A 15,100-nucleotide genomic window follows, 5' to 3' on the forward strand; every position below is an offset into this window, starting at 1 on the left:
GGGTTTGGCAAATGGCCCCCTAACAAGGCGCCCTCACTCACCAGCTTTGAGAGGACAGCGCCATGACAGCAGACCATGAACGCCACCACCATGACCAGACGGACCTTCTAGAACGTGAAGGGGCGCCGACATCTAATGCTCTGCTGGAAGATAGGCCCAACGTTGGGGATGACCCCTCAGAAGCCATGCTGAATGAGGGCGATGGCCCCTTACCACCCCCCATTCATCTGCGTGGCAAGCCCAACCCTATTTCAGCGGATGCCTATAAAAGTCTCAACACCCTTCAAAAAGAGGCTGTTGAGCACATTCTGCACATGAAAAAGGGCCAGTTTTACCTCAACGGCCCAGCAGGCACAGGCAAAAGTTTCACAGCCTGCACAGCCATTGCCATGCTGATGCGCAAAAAGCGCCGTAAGGGACGCATCCTCATCCTGTGCCCCACCCATATCGCCAAGTTGCAGTTCACCTTGCGTTTGCCCACAGCGTGGCTAGAAGGGCAGAACCCCCCTGTTGAGCTGCGCACCGTCTCTGCCTTCCTGGGGTCAGGGCCCCAAGCCGACAAGGTGACGGGGCGCGACCACTTTCCCAAGGGCGCCTTCCGCACGGTGGAGGGTGTGGGCATTGTGTTCGTTGATGAAGTCTCCATGATTGGCGAATATGAACTTGGGGAGATCTCCAAAGCCTCCAAAGATATCCCCGTTGTCTATTTAGGGGACGCCAACCAGCTTCTGCCTGTCATGAAACGTGCTTCAGCACATTTTTTCCATGGTATGGAAACCATCACCCTAACTGAGCAAATGCGCAATTCAGGCCCTGTGCTGAAGCTGTGTGAGGAACTGCGCCGCAAGCTGGTCTACCCTCAGAAAACCGTGCGCGCCGTCAATGAGTTTGGTGACGTTTCGCAAATCATTGTTCATGAATCGCGCGATGAGATGATTGAATCCTTCCTCATCCACCTTAAAAATTCACCCACCCCCTGGGAAAGCACCTACCTTGCCTTCACCAACCTCGCTGTGGAACGCGTCAAGCGGTTGGCCCACCATGCCCTTTACGGCGATGCCGTCTATTGCGTTGGGGAGTTTTTGCGTCTGGGGCGGCACATCCCAGGCCAGAACGGCAATCCCCATTTGGGCCACCGCGGCAACATCCTGCAGGTTCGCCAGATCATCGGCCATGAACAGCGGGCAATCACGCGCAATTTCACCACTGAGATTTGGAAGCTTGAGGTTTACAACATCGACATGAAAGTGTCTGGCGTCATTAAATGCGTGGCGCCTGAGGAGCAGGAGCGCTTTCTGGACTTGCTTGAGGAAATGTACCAGGAATGCAGCCGCCTGTTCAGTGAAAAGCGCATGGAAGCTTATGAGGAACTGCGTGACGAGGTTAACCGTCTCAAACAGTTGGCCAACCTCAAATCGCCGTTCTCTCAAACTATTCACAGCGCCCAGGGCCGTTCCATCCCTCATGTTTTTGTGGACAGCTACAACATAGCCGATTTGGGCCGTGACCGCCGCCGCCTGATGTATGTTGGCTGTTCGCGCACGCAATATGACCTTCACGTCGTGCGCGTCACGCCAGCCTTGCAGGAGGAGTTCAGGGAGCGGCGCAGCAAACGCCGTGCAGCCAAGCTGGCTGGGGACCTACAGGCTGCGCGCGCCCTTTGGTGAAGGAGGCTAGGCTAGCCTCAGCAGCCCGCTTGGCCAGAGGTGATGCTATCCAATTCGCGCTGCCACAGGGCGGCGTTGCCATCACTAGGGGCGCGCCAATTGCCACGCGGCGACAAGGCGCCAGCACCCATCACCTTGGGGCCATTCGGCATGGCAGAACGTTTGAACTGTGATGACGCCATGAAACGCTGCCCAAAAACACGCAGCCATGCCAGCAGCGCCGGCAGTTCATAAAAACCCTGCCGGGCCTGGGGCCAATCCACTGGCCAGCTGCTCGCCTGGCCATGGGGGCCTGCGCTCCAGGCCTTTTCCGCCATGAAAGCGATGCGCCTGGGGCCAAAGCCATGGGCCAGCACCTGGTGAAGTGTAAAATCCTGCAGCATGTAAGGCCCTATGGCCGCTTCCGTGCTTTGGCTGCCAGCATCTGTGCCTGGGATCAGCTCTGGGGAGATCTCCGCCTCGCTGATGGCGGCCATGGCAGCCTGCACCTCAACGCTTGCTTGATGATGCGCCGAAGGCCGCCCCAGCCAGGCCACCATGCGCTGCACCACTGTTTTGGGTAGGCCGGCATTCACATTGTAATGGGCCATTTGGTCACCAACGCCATAAGTGCACCAACCAAGCGCCAACTCTGACATGTCGCCAGTGCCTACCACCAGGCCCTTTTCCTGGTTGGCCAGGCGAAACAGGAAATCCGTTCGCAAACCTGCCTGCACATTTTCAAACGTCACGTCATGAACAGCCTCGCCACGTCCGTAAGGGTGGCCCAGGGTTTCCAGCATGGCCTTTGCAGCTGGCCTAATATCCAGCACGTCGCCCTGCACACCCCAGCCTGCCATCAAGGCATCAGCCCAGCTGCGGCTTTCTGCACCCGTGCCAAACCCTGGCATGGAACGCGCGATGACCTGGCTGCGCTCCCACCCCAACAGATCGGCCGCTTCACAAGCGACCGCTAACGCCAAGGCGCTGTCCAAACCGCCTGAAACGCCCAGCACCATGCTTTTGGCCTGTGCTGAACGCAGCCTATGGGCCAGGGCTTGGCTTTGAATGTCAAATATTTCCCGGCAAGCACGGTCAATAATACCAAAAGCGGCTGTGGCCTCCGCACGGCCAGCGTCGGTGCCATCTGCACGTTGCACCATGGCGATCTCATCACCGCCACGCCCCGTCATGTCCTCATACCAGGGGAAGCGTGGCACATCGCGCAGCAAGCCACGGTCCTTGGTGCCTGGCGCAAGCGCAAACGTCACCTCGCGCCAACGGGGCTGCCCATCAGCGCGCACCTGGTGGCTGGGGGTGTGGTAGCCTTGTCGCAGCCGCTCCTGGGCGATGGCAGCCAGGTCCACATCCGCCACAGCCAAGCCCCCTTGGGGATTAAAGCGCGGCCCCATGGCAAGGAGGGCACCGCGTTCATGAATGGACGTCTGTCCGTCCCAAGCCAAATCGGTGGTGGATTCCCCCGCCCCAGCTGAAGCGTAGACATAAGCAGCCTGAATGCGGTGCGACTGCGAAGCGCAGAGGGCAGCCCGTGTGGCGCTGCGCCCCACCGTCACAGGGGAGGCCGAGAGGTTGCCTATAACGGTCGCCCCAGCCAACGCCAGCTCAGTTGAAGGGGGCTGGAGCGCCCACAGATCCTCGCAAAGCTCCACACCGAGTACCAGATTAGGCACGTCAGAAGCACGGAAAATCAGGTCAGTGCCAAAAGGCGCCTCCTGACCAGCCAGCTTAATAGTACCAGCCGTTCCAGCGCCTGACAGAAAATGCCTGGTCTCGTAGAACTCACCATAGCGTGGCAAGTGCGTTTTCGGCACCACCCCTAGCAATTTGCCACGGTGGAAAACAGCTGCGGCATTGTAAAGCCCTTGCCGCCAACGCACAGGAAGACCAACAATACCAACGCTCATCAAGTTTTGGCTGCCTTCAAGCAAGTGCGCAAGCGCCTTCTCCACGCGCCCACCCAGGTCAGCCTGCAGATGAAGATCATCCAAGCTGTAGCCAGTCAGCCCCAATTCAGGGAAAATCACAGCAGCAGCACCATCTGCATGGGCTTGCTTCATGACCTTAAGAGCCGTTGCGGCGTTGGCCTCAGGATCGCTAAGCACCACAGGGGGACTACTGGCCACCACCCTGGCAAAACCTTGGCTGTAAAGGCACCTGAAGGCGGGATCCACGTTTGCAGGCGTACCTGCCCCATCGTGCGTAGAAGGCAAAGGGCGCGTAGCTTGGAGGGCCTGGTCTGTCATCAAGGCTATCCTGCGTTGGAGGGCTGGTGCGGGCCAGTTCAGGCAAAGAAGCAGGTCAATGCCCACACGCCCTTTCAGGGCGTCTGGCACCTAATCAGCTTATCTGGAGCGCCCGCGACTGGTCAAAGCTATACGTAACCAACGTACTTAATTGAGGGAATCAAAGGATTTCCTCACGCTGCAGCCAGCAAGGCAAAAGCAGCAACACCATCAGAACGCCAGCATTATAAAGCAATGAAAGCGTTGTAAGTGACAGCGGCAGCCCCCAGACATAATCAGGCCGGTCGCAGGGTTTGACGGCTTGCAAGGGGCTGTTGAACCATTGGGTAAAGTCAGCGCCCTGGCTTAAAAGGCCACCATGGCAGGCGGCGAAGGGGCTCTCCCACCAGCCATGCTCAACACCGAAATGCGTCACCCCTATGCCCAGCCCCACTGTCAAGCACAGCAACATGAGAAACCACATTAAACGCGCTGTGAAAGCTGGACCCAGCCACGCCAGCCCACCCAAAACCAGAACCGCGCGCCAGGGCCAGCGTGCTAGCAAGCACAGCTCACAAGGTACCAAATTCAGAATATGTTCAGCGTACCAGGCAAAACCCAATGCGAATATGGCTGCCATCAAAGCCAGGAAACCGCACAGGCGCCAGCTGCCCAAGTTTTGAAGTGATGAGAGAAGGGGATGGTCCTTGGTCACGCGTCACATTTCCTTGACGTTGGGGTGCCTTAGCAGACTGCAAGCTGTCGCCAGGCTCGAATGGTTGAGGGCTAAAACCCTACCAGCTCCCCGGGCAGTTAGGCGTTAAAGCTTGTTAACAGCAGCGCTCACAGGGCTGCTGTTAGCCTATCAAGGCGTCAAGGAAAGGGGCGCTGAGGTATCAGGCTGGGTGATGGCTGGAGAAACCGGCACGGGTGGAGCCATAGGTGTTGCCGCTGCATCTGGCGGAGTATTTTCAGGCAGGAGCGATGTGGCGCCATCGTCATCCTGGGCACCACGTGCGCCTCCCTCACCTCCAGCACCACCTGAATAACCGCCACGGCCCATGGCACTCAGGCGCGGGGCCTCAGCGGGGGCCAAAGGTGCAAGGCGTGGCGCCACAGCGCCACCCTGGCAGGTAATCAGGCGCACAGCGTAAAGGGGGCTGCCATAAAGGCCCACAGCGGGTTCAGCGCTGAACATCCAGCCATCATAAGGTGGGGTGATGCGCGCAGGGGTCTCGCTGGCCTCCTTGCCACCAACGGGGGGGCTTTTCTGGGCCGTAGCGGCATCAAGGGCAGTCTCCTCAAGGTGGAGGCGCACAGCGTTGTCAGCTGGCAGTGTCGGTGGACGTTCCAGGCAGGCAGCCACATGTAGGGTCAATGTGCGGAACTGCGCATCGCTGCCGACCGGAATTTGCAGAACATGAGTGCTTGAATCAAGCCTGTCGAGAACACGGACCAAGGCAACCGTTCGGCCTTGCCACGTGTCAGCGGGGTAGGTTGAGGGGGGGGCGACACCATAGACGCGCCCATGGGGCCGCGCTGAGGGGGCGGGGCCGGTTCGCTCAGGCGCAGTTGCTGCGTTCCCCTCTGGCGCCCCCTCACCCAGAAGAGGCGTGGGTGGTGGCAATGCCCCGTCCTCAGCCCAAACAGGCCCTACGGCCAGTAAGGAAAAGGCCAGCCCTGAGAGTGCCAGCCCCAGACACAAAGCTTTGGGAGGAAAAGGGCCAGTTGGCAGGGCCATGCCCTTGTGAAAAGGCATTGTCAGTCTCCCTTTAATGTGGGGCAGCATGGGACCAAAGCTGAGGGTGCTCATGTTGAGTTCTCCCCAGCCTGCCGGTTGGGGTCACCTGTGCATTCCGCCACTAAAGCTTGCAAGCGGCGGCGCATGAAATCTTCCCCAACATCCAGCGTCAAGGCATCTTCCCAGTATTCACGCAACATGCCGGCAAGTTCAGCTTCATTTTCAGTCAGAACGCGCACTTTTTCAGCACAGCTCAGCGCGTTGCCCTCCTTGTCAAGCCAAGGGCCCTTCATGGAACCTGTGCCTGGGCTGGGTGTTGGCCATCCTGGGGCTGTGCCTGCTTGCCGCAGGAGGGCGCCAGAGCTTTCTTCAAAGCCGCCTCCTCTGAAGAAAGGGAACTTGTGAGGGAGAAAATGAACTTGCTCAGCAGTTGCTCAAGGCTGATGGCGCCTTGGGTTTGGGCGATCATGGCACCAGGCTTTAGCATGGCATCGGCACCACCAGGGGAGAGGGCAATGTATTTGCTGCCTAGAAGGGAGGTGGAGGTAATGAGGGCAGCACTGTCCACAGGGAGCTTCACATCCGGAGCCACAGTGAACGTGACCTGGGCCTGGTAGGTGCGTGGGTCGATGCTCATCTTCGTGACGTGCCCCACCACAATGCCCGCCAAGTCGACATCTGAGCCAATGTCCAATCCATCAACACTGCTGAAGGTGGCGTTAAGCGGGTAGCCATCACTATGTTTATGCTGGCGCCCTGCAACAGCAAGCACCATCATCACCACCAGCAACCCCGCCACGACCAGGCCAGCCAGCAGTTCCAGGCGCGTTTCACGCTGCATGGTGCTGTAATAGGGGCTGGCCGCTATAGCTGCGTTGGCTTCGGCTTCAAGTTGGTGGCGACTGTCCCTTTTGCCCGCTTCTGTCGTGGCTGCACTGCCCATCCCGCTTCCGTCTCCTCGCTGGCCCACCTGACGACTGCCGGTGTGGCTGTCTTGTGCAAGTTGGGGTGTGGGGTGTCACTGAACCGGCTGCTTCAAACGCCAGCTGTTGGCGCCCTATCAGCACAGGCCAGCACAAACCACATCTACCACGCCAGCGGTTCAGTGCAAAAACCGCCCACCTGCATGCCGCAACGTCCTTGCCGGTGGACGCGGCGCAGCCATGCGCGGCGCAGGGGGCGGTTTCGTTGACACAGCCAAACGAGCGGCCCTAACTAGCAACGTCGGGAACGCGACTGGTGCATTGCTTGTCACGTTCCGAACGCGGGGTCCGGAGGCACAGATGGCCGAGAGCGGGAAAGACCCAAACAGTCTCTCATTCGAAGCCAGGCTTGCCGCTGCGGAGCGGCGGCACAAACCTCCTGAACCTGCACGTGCCGAAAAGAACCACCATTCCAGCAATGGTTTTGGAATGGCGATGCGCGTGGCCAGTGATCTCCTTGGTGGGATCCTGACAGGCGCCGGCATTGGGTATGGGCTGGACTGGTTTGCAGGCACCAAGCCTGCGTTCCTGATAGCCTTCACCCTGTTGGGTTTTGGTGCCGGCATGATGAATGTCTGGCGGATCGTGAGTGCCCCTCCAAGGGAGGAGGGCGCAGATGACAGAAACGGGAGTGGCAAGCGTGGCCAGCGGAAAGATTGATGCCCTAGGGCAATTTGAACTTCACCCGGTCCTCGGCCATGTGGGCGAGGTTCTGCGCATGCCGCAATCCGTCCTTTACATGGTGGTTTCGGTCATCATCATTTGCGCTTTCTTCTTCATGGGGATGCGTTCAGGTTCTGTGGTGCCAGGAAGGCTGCAGGCAGCGGCAGAAATGGGCTACGAGTTCGTGCGGGAACTGGCCATCAGCACAATTGGGCCAAAAGGCACTGCCTTCTTCCCCTTTGTGTTCGCGCTGTTCTTCTTCATTCTCGTGGGCAATTACCTAGGCCTGCTGCCTTTCTCCTACACATTCACCAGCCACATCGTGATTACGGTTGCCATGGCGCTGGCGGTGTTCTTCATCGCCTTGCTGACGGCGCTGTATTATCAGGGCATCGGGTATTTCAAGCACTTCATGCCTGAAGGCGCCCCCAAAGCGCTGGCCCCGCTCCTGATCCCCATCGAAATCCTCTCTTACCTCTCACGCCCCATCAGCCTCTCCATCCGTTTGTTTGCCAACATGGTGGCGGGGCACGTCCTCATGACGGTGTTTGCAAGCTTCACCCTCATGCTGGCTGGCTTGGGCGCGATTGGCGTCGTGCTGGGTGTTTTCCCCATCGTGGTCAACGTCCTGCTGTTCGGCCTTGAATTGCTCGTGGGCGCTTTGCAGGCTTATGTGTTTGCGATCCTCACCTGCATGTACATCCAGGAAGCCTGCGCCACCCATTGATTAAGCGTGCTCCCGCTGCATGCTTGTACTGACGCGTGCTTTCAATCCCTCCCGAATGCCAGTTGGCCTGACAAGGCCAGACCTGGCTTACAAAGAGAAAGAACATGACCATGGATCTTCAGTCAGCTCGTGAAATTGGTGCCGGTCTTGCAGCCATCGGCGTAGCCGGCGCTGGTGTTGGCATCGGCAGCGTGTTCGCCGCCCTGGTTTCCTCCATCGCCCGCAACCCTGCCTCACGCTCACACGTCTTCGGCATTGGCATGCTGGGCTTCGCCCTGTCAGAAGCCACGGGCCTCTTCGCCCTGCTGATGGCCTTCCTCATCCTCTTCGGCTGAGGATCAGAACCATGCGCCTTTCGCCCCGTTTTGTTCTGTCCGCTGCGACAGCCTTGGCCTTGCCGGGTCAGGCGGTGGCGGAAGGCATGCCGCAGTTCGAACTTGGTAACCCCCTCATCTGGGGCCAGGTCTTCTGGGGTGCCATTGTATTCTTCATTTTCTACCTCATCGCGGCTTACCTCATCCTGCCGCGCATGGCGCACATCCTCAAAAGCCGTGACGAGCGCATTGAGAGCGATCTCAAGCTTGCCCACAAGGCCAAGGATGACGCTGACGCGGCCCATGACGATTTGAAGGCCGCCCAGGAAGAGGCAGCCCTCAAAGCGCGTTCTCACATTCAGCAAATCCGTGAGCAGGCCTTGGAAGACTCGCGCCGCCAGGCCGCTGAGACCAACGCCCGCCTTGAAGGGCACATCAAGGATGCTGAGAAGAACATTGATGCCAGCCGCCAGGCGGCGCTCAGCCATGTTGGGCAGATCGCTTCTGAAGCGGCAGCAGCCATGACGAAGCGCCTCATTGGTTCAGCCAACCCTGAGGACATTCAGAAAGCTGTGGCCCAGGCCCAGCACTGAAATCAGCACAACGCCACCCCACACTTCCCATTACTGGGTTGTGGGGTGGGGCCTAGCTGAATTTGTTCTTGTCTGGCGCCCTGGCCAGGCAGGTTTGATTCAGCATCAAGGCTGAAGGGATGTTGGGAAGGACCGACTATGTTTTCAGAACTCATTCATGATCCGCACGCCTGGGTGGCGCTGGCGTTCGTTATCTTCTGCATTCTGCTTGGCCCCAAGATCTGGGCTGCCGTGGCTAAGGCGCTGGATGCGCGCGCTGATGGCATCAGGGCCAACCTTGATGAAGCCACACGTTTGCGGCGCGAAGCAGAGCAAATGCTTGAAGACGCCACCCGCGAGCGCGAAAAAGCTAAGGATGACGCCGCCCACTTGATTGAGGCCTCTAAAGCTGACGCTGAAGCCCTGCGTGCCAGTGCGGCCAAGGAAGCAGCCCAAGCCACCAAGCTTCATGAGCAAATGGCCCAGGACCGCATTCAGGCTGCTGAGCAAGCAGCCCTCAAGGAAATTCGTGATCAGGCCATGAAGATCGCTTTTGAGGCAACGCGCGGCCTTGTGGCGGAACAGCTTTCCAGCCAGCCAGCCTTGCGTGACCAGCTCATTGAGCACAGCCTGGGGAACTTGAAAAGCGCCCTTCAGGACAACAACCAAGCCAACCGTGACGCCGCCAATGGCACCACGGCAGCTGATCAGCACGCAGCCTGACAAAACACCGCTGCCCACCACGGTATGGTGGGTAGGACTGATGGGGGTTAAACATCCTTTGCATTCAGTCTACAGTACAGGCAAGGGGCCGGCGCATTCCGCCGGCCTTTTCAATCTTTGGGCATTTTTCCCTGCAACAATCACACCACCTTAGGCCATGACTAAGCGCACGCCACCACAGTCACCTTTGCTGACCATCGTCATGCCTTGTCATGATGAAAGCGCCAATGTGGGTCCTGTCTGCGCTGAATTGGCCAAACGCTACACTGCCGCAAACCCGCTGGCCTTCAACATTGTGGCGGTAGATGACGGCAGCACTGACGACACCTTGGCGCGCCTTCACGATGCCGCTGCCCACTTCACCCAAGCCACTGGCGCCCTCATGACGGTTCTGCGTCATGAAAAATGCCTGGGTAAATCAGCAGCGCTGCACACGGCTATCAAAACGGCTCGCACCCCTTGGATCATCACCCTTGATGGTGATGGCCAGGATGACCCATCTGCCATTCCTGCCCTTTGGGCCAAAGCAACAGCCATGATGGCCCAAGGGCAGCTTCCTCTGGTGGTGGCGGTGCGTACCAAACGCCGCGATGGGTTATGGCGCCTGCTGGCCAGCCGTTTGGCCAACAAGCTGCGCCAGTCATTACTTCAGGACGACTGCCCTGACACCGCAGCGCCTTTGAAGCTTTTCCCGCGTCAATTGTTCCTGATGTTTCCTCAATTCGAGGGGCAGCACCGTTTCCTACCCGCCCTCGCCAAAAGCCATGGTGCGCATGTGGGTTGTATTGAAGGGCGTCACAGGCCACGCCTGCATGGGTTTTCCAAATACACCAACCTGGGCCGGGCCAAAGTGGGGGTGGCAGATTTAGCTGGGGTATGGTGGCTGCAGCGGCGTTTGCGTGTGCCGGGCGCTTTTGCCCCTTCGTTGCTGCGCCAACTCCTGCAATTACACAAGAACCAGCAGCCTCCAGGCACAAAACGCCCTCCTCCCCTTGGCAAGCAGTCTTGAAATTGACGATGCAGCAGAGCCATTCCCCTCAACATCTCGGCGTGCGGTGGTTCTTGCTGCTGTTCCTTGCCGCCTTTCTGGCTGGCTTGCCTGGAAGGGCCGTTTTGCCACCGTTGGACCGTGACGAAGCGCGCTACATGGAAGCTTCAGAGCAAATGCTGCTTACTGAAGACTTCGTGGACATCCATTACCTCAACACGGAACGTCACCAACAACCTGCTGGACTGTACTGGCTTGAAGCAGCCAGTACACGCTTAAGCAGGGCCCTCGGCGGTGATGACGTTGTGCGCCAACCGTGGCCTTACCGTTTACCTTCCTTGTTGGCAGGCTGCTTTTCCATTGCTTTGACAGGCTGGATGGGAGCACTGTTTTTTGGGCGCTTTGGTGGCGTGCTGGCTGCGTTCACTCTTATGGCTGCCCCACTTTTCGCCCTTGAATGGCGCATGGCCACGCCAGACAGCGTTTTGCTCATGGCTATTCTCTGCGCCCAGGCCATCGTGGTGGGGATTTTGGCGCGCTCTGGTGTTTTGGGGGAAAGTCACCCAGCAGGGGAACGGGCTGGGGGAGCACGCCCCATCCAATCAGCGACCCGGTGGGAAGCGTGTGGGTTTTGGTTTGCCCTTGGGTGCGGGATGATGGTCAAGGGGCCGTTGGTGTGGCTCGCCACCCTTGTGCCTGTTCTGGCCTGGTGCGCCAGCACACGCAGTTTCACTTTATGGCGGGCGCTGCGCCCCAGCTGGGGGTGGGTTGTTATGCTGACCCCCTGCGCGCCATGGTGCGTTGCCATGCTGTGCCAGCACCATGGTGGATTCTTCACCAATGCTATCGGCCACAATCTTTTGGGAAAAATCACCCACAGCCAGGAAAGCCATGGCTTTCCGCCTGGTTACTATGTGTTGCTGTTTTCACTGTGCTTTTGGCCTGGCGCTTGGTTTTTGGTACGTGGGGTGCCTTTCCTCTGGCGCGAGCGCAGGGTGGGTTGGGTGCGCTACCTGTTGTGCTGGGTAGTGCCTTACTGGCTGTGCTTTGAGCTTCTCGTCACCAAGCTGCCCCATTACGCTTTGCCGCTTTACCCAGCCCTTGCCTTGCTGACGGCAGGCTGCGCCCTGCAAGGTTGGCAGCGACTGCCCATCACAAAGCACCCTGTGGTCACAGCTGTGGTTCACTTCCTGTTTAAATCCTACACCGTTCTTTGGATAGGACTGGGGATTGCTTTCTGCTGCCTGGGCGGGGTGGCGCTAGCCTATTTCGAACATGTGATCTCCGTGCGGGAGACTCTGGCTTATGCCGGCGCTGTGCCCCTCCTGGGGCTTGGGGTCCTTTTCCTCACCCGTCATAGAGCTACGCAAGCCCTTGAATGCGTTGTGGGCTGCGCCTTGATCATGGAAGCAGGGTTCTTCATGGCTGTTGTACCGTTGCTTTCCAACCTCAACATCTCAGGTCATGTGGCAGCTATATTGGCACAGCATGAGAGAACAACTTCAATTTCCGCCCAGGGCGCTTCAGCGCGCTGTCAGCACATCCAATTGATATCCGCCACAGACCATGAGCCCAGCCTGGTGTTCCTGACTGGCCCCGACACCGTGCTGACTACCCCCACCCATGCTGCCTATGAATTGGCCGCCAGGCCAGAATGCCGGGTTGCGCTTGTAGGGGAAAAGGACATGCTTGCTTTCCTACACGCTTTAACAACCAGCACGTCCGAGGGCACCTGGAAGCCCCACATCATGGGGCATGTGCGGGGGCTCAACTACTCCAAAGGACGTTGGCTTCAGCTTTCCCTCATCACCTTGGCGCCCGCCAACCAGGCTGGGGCGCCAGCAGCGCCCCCCCAACCTTGACCAGATCCCTTACGCCTTTGCACCCTTTGACCACCAAGTTGGTGACAAGGCTGGCTCCTTTGGACACAATGCCCAACACGGTGCATGACTGACGAAGCCAGACAGGCAGCCGCCATGCCGTGCCCACGTTCCAAGTCCACCCTTATCACCCTCGCTGGGCAGTCGCCTTTAACGTCCAGCCATGACGAGGCCCCGCCATGAAGAACCTCTCAGCCATTCTGGCCTTGTCCTTGACCGCAGGCTTGATGGTGGGGGCTGAATTTCTGCCCATTCCCTTGCTAACACCCATGGCGGCTTCGCTGCACATTAGCCCTGGAACATGTGGGCAATCTGTCAGCGTTTCATCCATATTCGCCATCCTGGCATCGCTGGGGGCACCTCTGTTCGCCGGCATGATGAACATGCGCCGGCTTTTAGTGACATTGGCGCTGTTGCTGGTGCTCTCCTTGGGTGTGGGGGCTGTGGCCAACGACCTTTACCTCATCATGGGGTCACGCGCACTTTTGGGGCTTTCTGTGGGGGCTTTCTGGAGCTTGGCTACCTCACTGGTCATGCGGATGTTCCCGCGCGATGAGGTGGGGCGGGCTCTTTCCTTCATTTACACAGGCAATGCTTTTGCTGTTTCCCTGCTGCCCGCCATGGCGTCCTTCCTAGGGGGTATTATTGGATGGCGGGCCGTGTTCGCCCTTTTTGCGCTGCCCTTAGTCGCTGCAACCGTGTGGCTGGGCATGGCTGTGCCAGCGCTGCCGCCTGTGAAGCGTTCAGCCGCCACTTCCATCACGGCCATTCTGCGGCGCCCCGTGGTGCTGTGGGGCATTGGCGGATTTGTGCTGGCATTTTGCGGCATATTCGAGATTTTTACCTATTGGCGCCCCCTTTTGAGCACCATGGCCAAAGCCACGCCTGACGACATCTCCATCGCTTTCTTCGCGCTGGGGGTTTCAGCGTTCTTCGGGGCGGCGCTGGCCAACAGAATGGTGCGCGCCTGGTCGCTTTACGCCACACGCACCATCCTGCCAGCCGTCTTAGCATTGATCACACTTCTATTTCTGGCAGCCGGGCGCCATGTGGGGAGTGCCACTATCCTCATGCTGTTTTGGGGCCTGGTGCAAAGCATCATTCCCATCACAGCCAGCCTATGGGTGGCTGATGACATCGCTGATGCGCCAGAAGCGGCAGGAGGGTTGATGAACGCCTGCATTCAAGGCGCCATCCTGAGTGGTGCTTTCATCGGTGGTGACATGCTGGATCATTTTGGCTGCCAAGGCGTCATCATCGCCTCAGCGGTCATCCTGGGGCTGAGCGCACTGGTCTTCTGCCGGGAGCTGCTGGTCAAGCGCCCCCAATCAGCAAGCGTCCAAGGGCCAGCTGGCTTGGGCGGCATTCACGCTGACGCTCCCAGCCCCACGCAGGAGCTCTGAAAACACGTCAAAGCCAAGCCCAAACCCTGCACGCGCCGGTCTCAAAGCAGGCGGGCATATTTCATGAACAGGAAGGTAATGGCCATAATAATGCAGCAGATGAGCCCAGCATCCACCGTGCCCCAGGCCCCTTGAGACAAGAACATGCCACCTGTGTTCATGCCGAAGAAACCGGTCACGAACGTGGCCGGCAGCATAAGGGTGGTGGCAACGGAAACGATATAAAGGCGGCGGTTGGTTTCCTCCCCCTGGTTAGCGCTGAGCTCATCCTGCAGCGAACGCGCCCGGTCCTGCAGCGCGAACAAATCATCAAGCACCGCGTGCACCTGTTGCCTGCCTGGGTCCAGAAGCTCGTCATCAGCCCATTCAGGCATGTCCAAGTCTTCCTCATGCAGGGCGCGGTCAATGGGGACGACCACACGCCGCAGTTCCGTGGCGCGGCGGCGCACCTTGCCAACGATGGAGCCAAGGTGCCCCAGGTCAGGGCTGCGGGTTGTCACCAGCAGGCCATCCTCAGCGGCGTCCAGCTGGTCATCCAGGCTGGCCAACTGCTTGCGCACGGCAACTGTGAAGTCACGCAAAGCCAGGTCCACCACACCTGCGGCGTCCCGGGGAATGTTGTTGCGGTTCAGGGCCCTGTAGACAATGCCCAGAAGGGGCACTGGCAAACGGCGTGACGTCAGAAGGAGGCGCTCACGCATGGCAAAATGCCAGGCGCAGATCTCCTGGTCATCCTCAACCATGCCTTCACCGAAAGCAGGCAGCGACCCCCAAACCACTTCATCGGCTGTATCGAGGTCGACATTGTATTCCGTTTCCGTCAAGGCTTCGCCGGCTTCCTCAGGGAAGCCTGGCAGGTCCGCCAGCACAGAGCGCGCCATGGGATTGACCGCATTGAAGTGCAGCCACATCCAAGAAGCCTTGTTGAGGATGCCCTCAATCACCTTGGGCTCTGAAGGGTGGGCCAGAACCATCCGCACCTCGTCAGGGGTGAGGGGGACGATGTCCCCTTCATGCGTGGCCCTGATAGCCCACAGCAACCCCTGGACAGCATCAGCACTGGCTGCCACGGCTGGATGGAGCGCCTTCAGCCCAGCCGCTGTGGCCTGGCCAGGGGCCATGGCAGCGCCGCGTGAGGTTTTAAGGGGGGTTTTTGGCACTGAACGCGCTGTGGCAGGGTCGGCAGATGCGCTCACGGGAGTTGGCCTCCGGCCTTG

The 15,100-nt window shown here is 59.1% G+C and carries 15 protein-coding genes; 9 read left to right on the plus strand and 6 right to left on the minus strand.

Translation table 11 applies throughout. The features are described 5' to 3' along the window. Positions 1-62 precede the first annotated feature (62 nt). Positions 63-1,667: an AAA family ATPase gene (locus tag E3E12_RS04015; protein ID WP_141443191.1), complete on the plus strand. Its 1,605-nt coding sequence runs from the start codon at positions 63-65 to the stop codon at positions 1,665-1,667. A gap of 17 nt (positions 1,668-1,684) precedes the next feature. Here the strand turns inward: E3E12_RS04015 and E3E12_RS04020 are convergent, their stop codons facing one another. The 5 genes from E3E12_RS04020 to mlaD all read right to left on the minus strand — a co-directional run bounded on the left by E3E12_RS04020 (position 1,685) and on the right by mlaD (position 6,471). Next, positions 1,685-3,910: an NAD(+) synthase gene (locus E3E12_RS04020; protein WP_141443192.1), complete on the minus strand. Its 2,226-nt coding sequence runs from the start codon at positions 3,908-3,910 to the stop codon at positions 1,685-1,687. A gap of 160 nt (positions 3,911-4,070) precedes the next feature. Beyond that, complete coding sequence (locus tag E3E12_RS04025) at positions 4,071-4,604, minus strand: disulfide bond formation protein B (protein ID WP_141443193.1); 534 nt, start codon at positions 4,602-4,604, stop codon at positions 4,071-4,073. Between the two features lie 150 nt (positions 4,605-4,754). After that, a complete protein-coding gene (locus E3E12_RS04030) occupies positions 4,755-5,702 on the minus strand; it encodes a DUF2155 domain-containing protein (RefSeq protein ID WP_141443194.1) in 948 nt (315 codons plus the stop codon). After that, entirely contained in the window at positions 5,699-5,923 is a 225-nt protein-coding gene (locus tag E3E12_RS04035) for a hypothetical protein (RefSeq protein WP_141443195.1), read from the minus strand. The genes E3E12_RS04030 and E3E12_RS04035 overlap by 4 nt, the downstream gene beginning before the upstream one ends. Then, positions 5,920-6,471, minus strand: a complete 552-nt coding sequence (gene mlaD, locus E3E12_RS04040) for an outer membrane lipid asymmetry maintenance protein MlaD (protein WP_141444061.1) — start codon at positions 6,469-6,471, stop codon at positions 5,920-5,922. The genes E3E12_RS04035 and mlaD overlap by 4 nt, the downstream gene beginning before the upstream one ends. 577 nt (positions 6,472-7,048) lie before the next feature. Here mlaD and E3E12_RS09130 point away from each other — a divergent pair. The 8 genes from E3E12_RS09130 (at position 7,049) to E3E12_RS04080 (ending at position 13,883) form a co-directional block, all read left to right on the plus strand. Beyond that, positions 7,049-7,273 carry an AtpZ/AtpI family protein gene (locus E3E12_RS09130; RefSeq protein ID WP_350337586.1) on the plus strand — a complete coding sequence of 75 codons (225 nt, stop codon included), beginning with the start codon at positions 7,049-7,051 and terminating at the stop codon, positions 7,271-7,273. Then, positions 7,230-8,003 carry a F0F1 ATP synthase subunit A gene (locus tag E3E12_RS04050; RefSeq protein ID WP_141443197.1) on the plus strand — a complete coding sequence of 258 codons (774 nt, stop codon included), beginning with the start codon at positions 7,230-7,232 and terminating at the stop codon, positions 8,001-8,003. Before E3E12_RS09130 ends, E3E12_RS04050 begins: the two co-directional genes overlap by 44 nt. Before the next feature lie 110 nt (positions 8,004-8,113). Then, complete coding sequence (locus tag E3E12_RS04055) at positions 8,114-8,338, plus strand: F0F1 ATP synthase subunit C (protein ID WP_141444062.1); 225 nt, start codon at positions 8,114-8,116, stop codon at positions 8,336-8,338. Between the two features lie 11 nt (positions 8,339-8,349). Then, on the plus strand, positions 8,350-8,910 hold the full coding sequence (locus tag E3E12_RS04060) for a F0F1 ATP synthase subunit B family protein (RefSeq protein ID WP_141443198.1): 561 nt from the start codon (positions 8,350-8,352) through the stop codon (positions 8,908-8,910). 138 nt (positions 8,911-9,048) lie between these two features. Further along, positions 9,049-9,612: a F0F1 ATP synthase subunit B family protein gene (locus tag E3E12_RS04065; RefSeq protein ID WP_141443199.1), complete on the plus strand. Its 564-nt coding sequence runs from the start codon at positions 9,049-9,051 to the stop codon at positions 9,610-9,612. Between the two features lie 157 nt (positions 9,613-9,769). Beyond that, complete coding sequence (locus E3E12_RS04070; RefSeq protein WP_141443200.1) at positions 9,770-10,621, plus strand: glycosyltransferase family 2 protein; 852 nt, start codon at positions 9,770-9,772, stop codon at positions 10,619-10,621. Then, on the plus strand, positions 10,618-12,462 hold the full coding sequence (locus tag E3E12_RS04075) for an ArnT family glycosyltransferase (protein WP_141443201.1): 1,845 nt from the start codon (positions 10,618-10,620) through the stop codon (positions 12,460-12,462). The genes E3E12_RS04070 and E3E12_RS04075 overlap by 4 nt, the downstream gene beginning before the upstream one ends. A 197-nt stretch (positions 12,463-12,659) precedes the next feature. Next, positions 12,660-13,883: an MFS transporter gene (locus tag E3E12_RS04080; RefSeq protein WP_141443202.1), complete on the plus strand. Its 1,224-nt coding sequence runs from the start codon at positions 12,660-12,662 to the stop codon at positions 13,881-13,883. Between the two features lie 41 nt (positions 13,884-13,924). On the opposite strand, the gene E3E12_RS04085 is transcribed toward E3E12_RS04080, so the two are convergent. Next, positions 13,925-15,079, minus strand: coding sequence for a CorA family divalent cation transporter (locus E3E12_RS04085; protein ID WP_240810574.1), 1,155 nt, complete (start codon positions 15,077-15,079; stop codon positions 13,925-13,927). Between the last annotated feature and the right edge of the window lie 21 nt (positions 15,080-15,100).

Source organism: Formicincola oecophyllae, from assembly GCF_006542395.2.
Classification (GTDB): Bacteria; Pseudomonadota; Alphaproteobacteria; order Acetobacterales; family Acetobacteraceae; genus Formicincola; species Formicincola oecophyllae.